Here is a 4,899-nt window from a genome sequence, read left to right as displayed (position 1 = left end):
TAGGCGTTGAGACTGGTGCCCGAGAGGAGAAGCGCGAAAATCGCACAGGCCAGCCCTAGCGGCACCGTCGCCATGATGATGACGGCGCTGACAAAACTTTCGAACTGGGCGGCCAGCACCAAAAGGATGATGACCAGCGCGAAGCCGAAAATGGTGACCATGGCGCTGTTGGTCTCGCCCAGCGTCGCCGCCTCGGCCAGCGGCAGGATGCGGCTGCCTGGCGGCAGCAGCGGCGTGGCGATTTGCTCGGCGCGGGTGAGCGCATCGCCAAGCGCGAAGTCGCCGCTGAGGTTGGACGTGATCGCCACAGAGGGCTGCTGCTGTTCGCGCGACAGCGACGGCGGCACGGCGCGTTCGGTCAGCGTGGCGATGGTCGACATCGGCACGAAACGTCCGTCGGCTGTTTTCAGGAAGATGTTCTCCAGATCCGTCGGATCGTTGATCGGATTGGTGGTCGAGACCAGCTTCACGCCGTAGCTGCGGTCGGCGATGTAGACGTCGACGACGTCGTTGCCGTCGAGCATGGCCTGCAGGGTGTTGGCCAGTCCCGATATGTCGATGCCGAGGTCAGAGGCGCGCTCGCGGTCGATGGCCACGGCGAGTTGCGGCTGCGTCGGGTCGATGGACAGGCGCGGTGTCTGGAAGCGCGGGTCCTTCTGCATCTCGGCGATGATCTTCACGGCGGCATCGCCGAGCGCCTTGCGGTCGTTGCCGACCAGCGCGAACTGCAGGCCGTTGCCGGCGCCGCGGATACCGAGGCTGTTGGGCTGGACCGGGAAGATGCGCACGCTCGGCACCTGCCTGGTCAGCTGGCTGATCTCGGCCATGATCTCCTGCTGGCTGCGGCTGCGCTCGTTCCACGGCGCCAGCGTCATCACCATGAAGCCGGAGTTGTAGGAGCCGTTCTGGCCGGCGTTCTCGAAAGTGCTGCGGATCTCGCCGGAATCGCGCATCGGCTGGATCAGTCTCTCGATCTTCTGCATCTGCTGCGTTGTGTAGTCGAGGCTGACGCCTTGCGGGGCGCTGATGCGCAGAAGCACGGCAGCGCGGTCCTCGGTCGGCGTCAGCTCCTGGCGGATGGTGCCGAACAGCGTGAAGGCGGTGCCGGCGAACAGCACCGCGACCAGAAGCACGATCCATGGCGCGTCGAGGCAGGCGTGCAGGCTGCGCTTGTAAGCCGTATTGAGCGCGCCGCCGATGCGGGCGCCGATGCCATGGCCACCTTCGTGGTGGAGCGATGCGCCGGTCAGCATGCGCGAGGCGAGCATCGGGCACAGCGTCAACGCGACCACGCAGGACAAGAGCACCGACATGGCAAGCACGAAGCCGAATTCGCGGAACAAGCCGCCAGTCTGGCCGGGCAGGAACGAAATCGGCACGAAGACGGCGACCAGCGTCAAGGTGGTGGCAATAACGGCAAAGAACACTTCCTGCGCGCCAAGCACAGCGGCCGCACGCGGTCCCATGCCTTCGTTGCGTCGTCGCACAATGTTTTCGAGCACGACGATGGCGTCGTCGACGACCAGGCCGGTCGCCAGCACCAGCGCGAGCAGGGTCAGGATGTTGACCGAGAAGCCGGCCAGATAGATGGCGGCGATGGTGCCGATCATGGCGACCGGCATCGCCAGGCCGGGGATCAGCGTCGCGCGCCAGTCTAGGAGAAACACATAGATGACGATCAGCACCATGGTGACGGACAGGCCGAGCGCGATCTCGACCTCGTGCACCGCGCCCTTGACGAAGACCGCGTCGTCGCTGGTGATCTTGATCGACATGCCCTTGGGCAGGTTTTCCTGCAGCTTGGCGACGGCGGACTGGACGCCGGTCGAGATGTCCAACGTGTTCGATTCCGCCTGGCGGATGATGCCGATGCCGATGCCGGTCTTGCCATCCGAGCGCAATGTGGTCTGGCCAACGTCGGGGCCGAGTGTGACGGTGGCGACATCGCGGATGCGCGTCGTGCCGCCGATGATGATGTTTTCGAACTCTCCCGGCGTGGTGACGTCGGCAGTCGTGCGGACGATCAGGTCCTGGTTGGTCGTGGTGATCGAACCTGCGGGGGAATCGAAGGCGACCGAGGCAAGGGCGGCCCTGAGGTCGGCAACCGTGAAGCCGAGGCTGGCCAGCTTGTTCTGATCGACGTCGATGCGGAAGATCTTGTCGCGGTCGCCATAGACCTGGACGTCGGCAACGCCGGGCACGGCGGCCAACTCGTCCTCGATCTGGTCCTGGACCACCACGGTCATGTCCTGGATCGACATGTTGTCCGAGGTCACCGCCAGCCGCATCACCGGGTCGGAATTGGCGTCGGCCTTGACGATGCGCGGCGGATCGGCGGTGTCCGGCATCTGGTTGGCGACGCGGCCGACGGCATCACGCACGTCCGAGGCGGCGACATTCAGATCGACGCCATCGTTGAACTCGATGGTGACGCGGCTTGAGCCGAATGAGGAAGACGACGAGATCGACTTGACGCCGGAGACGCGGGCGACGGCGCCCTCGATGGTGTCGGTCAGCTCGCGATCGACGGTCTCGGCCGCCGCGCCCTCGAAGGTGGTGGAAACGGTGACGACCGCGCGATCGACATCAGGCAGTTCGCGGATCTCGACGCCGTAGAAGGCGGCCAGGCCGGCGACCGCAATCAGTGTGTTCAGCACGAAGGCCATCACCGGCCTGCGGATGAACAGGGCGGTGAAGCCGGTCTCGCTGGCAGTGTTGGCGGGGCTGGTCATGTGCCTGCGGCGGCGTCCGCGGCGCGCTGCTCTTCACCTGCAAGGCGGACCGCGCCGCCCTCGCTGACGCTCTGGGTGCCCTCTGTGACCACCATGTCGCCATTGTCGATCTCGGCGTCGATCAGCACGGTCTCGGTGTTGCGCTGTATGATGCGCACCGGGACCCGCCTGGCCTTGCCATCCTCGATCTGCCAGACATAGGCGCCGTCCGACCCCCACAGGATCGCCAGCGGGCTGACGGCCGGATAGATTTGCCCCGGAAATTTCATGGTGATGCCGAACGACATGCCGGCGCGCAACGAATCCGCAGGGTTGGCGATCTTGGCCTTGACCAGCAGGGTGCGGCTCTTTTCATCGATGTGGTTGTCGATGGCCGAAACGGTGCCGCTATAAGCGTTGCTGGGATTGGCGATCGGCGTCGCCGTCAATTGTGCGCCGACCTTGACGGCGGCAGCGAAGCGCTCGGGCACTAGGAAATCGACCAGGATTGAGGACCGGTCGTCGAGCGTGGCGATGGCCGACTGGTTGGTGACATAATTGCCGGCCGAGATCGGCAGGATGCCGACGGTGCCAGCGATCGGTGCCAGTATCGACCGGCGCTGCAGCGCCAGTTCCGCATCCTGAAGCGCCAGCTTGGCGCCGGCCAAGACCACTTCGGCATCGGCCACTGCGACTGGTGTCGCGGCATTGGAGGCACGAAGCGACCTGACGCGGTCGAGTTTGGCCTGCGCATCCTGCAAGGCGAGCTTGGCGCGGTCCTGAGAGATCACTTCGGTCTCGGAATCCAGGGTGGCGAGGATCTGTCCCTTATCGACATGGCTGCCGGATTCGACCAGCAGTTCGGCGAGGCGGCCGGAGCTGTAGGGATTGACGGTCACCGAGGCGTTGGCACGGCCGGTGCCGATTGCCTGCAGGCGGTCGTTGATAACAGCCGAAGTGGCCGCAAGGGCGACCACGTTCACCCGCTGGTTGCCGCCATTACGGCCGTTTGCCTGCTTCGCGTTGGCGGTGCCGGTCTCAGCCGGGGGCGTTGCCGCGGAGGCCCAGTCGATGCCCCAGCGTGCCAGCACGTCCGGCGCGCCGGGATAAAAGCGCAGCCAGGCGGCTGCCGCCACCACCAGCACCACAAGTGCAAAAAGTATCTGTTTCCAGGCGGCCATCGGCACTCCGGTTGGTAAAACAATCCTTCCGTCTACCGGTTTCCCGAATGAAGCAGACGCAGCGAGGCTATTGTAAGGCAAAGAAGCCGCCTCGATATCGCGTCTTTATGACAATTCTCCGGGGGCTGCGCACATTAAATATATGTAACCTTTGAGAAAATATGCGTAACGCTTTGGATCGTCGCACAGGCACTAACGCAGACTTTCCATCTCGCGAATGCGTTTGGCGCCTTCTGCTTCCAGTTGCCTGGTGACGGCGCCGATCAGCGTTTCGGCGACAACGAAAAGGGCAGCCGAAGAGTCCCATGCCGACGGCACCGCGGTTCGTCCGGCGATAACATGACGAGCAAAGCGGGCGATCGGCGACAGCCACTGGTCGGTGAACAGCACGATCTGGACGCCACGCTGATGCGCCTTCTCGGCGAAGCGGACGAGGCTGTCCTGGTAGCGCCTGATGTCGAAGATCACCAGCACGTCGCGCTTGCCCATGTCGATCAGCCGGTCGCGCCACATGCTCTCCTGCCCGGCGAGGTGAAAGACATCCGGCTGGATGACGGCGAGGTGGGCGGCCATGTAGCGCGCCAGCGGATCGGTGAAGCGGCCGCCGATCAGGAAGGTCTTGCCGCGCCGGTCCGCTAGCCGGGCGGCGATGTCGGCAAGCTGCTTGTCGGACAGGTGCCTGAACGTCTCGCGCATGTTGTCGAGCGTCGCTTCCAGCATCGGCGACACCGTGCCGCCGCCAGGCGAGGGCGGGTTGAGTGTCCTTGTCGCCGGCGATTGCAGTTGCGCCGCCAGTTCGTCCTGCAGGCTCGACTGGAATTCCGGATAGTTCTGAAAGCCCAGCCGGGCGACGAAACGCAGGATCGTCGGCGAGGAGACGCCCGCCGCGGCCGAGAATTCAGCGACCGTTTTCAGGCCGATCATCGGATAGTTGGCGATCAGTGTCTGGGCCGCGCGCCGTTCGCCGGCCGGCATCGTGCCGAGGCGATCGGCGATCAGTTCGGCAA

Annotated in this window: 3 protein-coding genes; all 3 read right to left on the bottom strand. The window is 64.8% G+C overall.

All coding sequences use genetic code 11. The features are described from left to right. Positions 1-2,732: efflux RND transporter permease subunit (locus tag EN964_RS24325; protein ID WP_164775967.1), on the bottom strand; the 2,732-nt coding region annotated here is incomplete at its 3' end. Continuing rightward, positions 2,729-3,892, bottom strand: a complete 1,164-nt coding sequence (locus tag EN964_RS24320) for an efflux RND transporter periplasmic adaptor subunit (protein ID WP_127271405.1) — start codon at positions 3,890-3,892, stop codon at positions 2,729-2,731. The genes EN964_RS24320 and EN964_RS24325, both read right to left, overlap by 4 nt. A gap of 192 nt (positions 3,893-4,084) precedes the next feature. After that, on the bottom strand, positions 4,085-4,899 hold an 815-nt coding region (locus tag EN964_RS24315), incomplete at its 5' end, for a MurR/RpiR family transcriptional regulator (RefSeq protein ID WP_164775966.1).

Source organism: Mesorhizobium sp. M7A.F.Ca.CA.001.10.2.1, from assembly GCF_003998575.1.
Taxonomy (GTDB): domain Bacteria; phylum Pseudomonadota; class Alphaproteobacteria; order Rhizobiales; family Rhizobiaceae; genus Mesorhizobium.
The sequence above is the reverse complement of the archived record's forward strand: the minus strand, read 5'-3'. Positions and strand labels throughout refer to the sequence as shown.

What these genes read in the sequence shown, in the direction of transcription:
- EN964_RS24320 (WP_127271405.1), bottom strand. Translation starts at nt 3,892, where the DNA reads ATGGCCGCCTGGAAACAGATACTTTTTGCACTTGTGGTGCTGGTGGTG.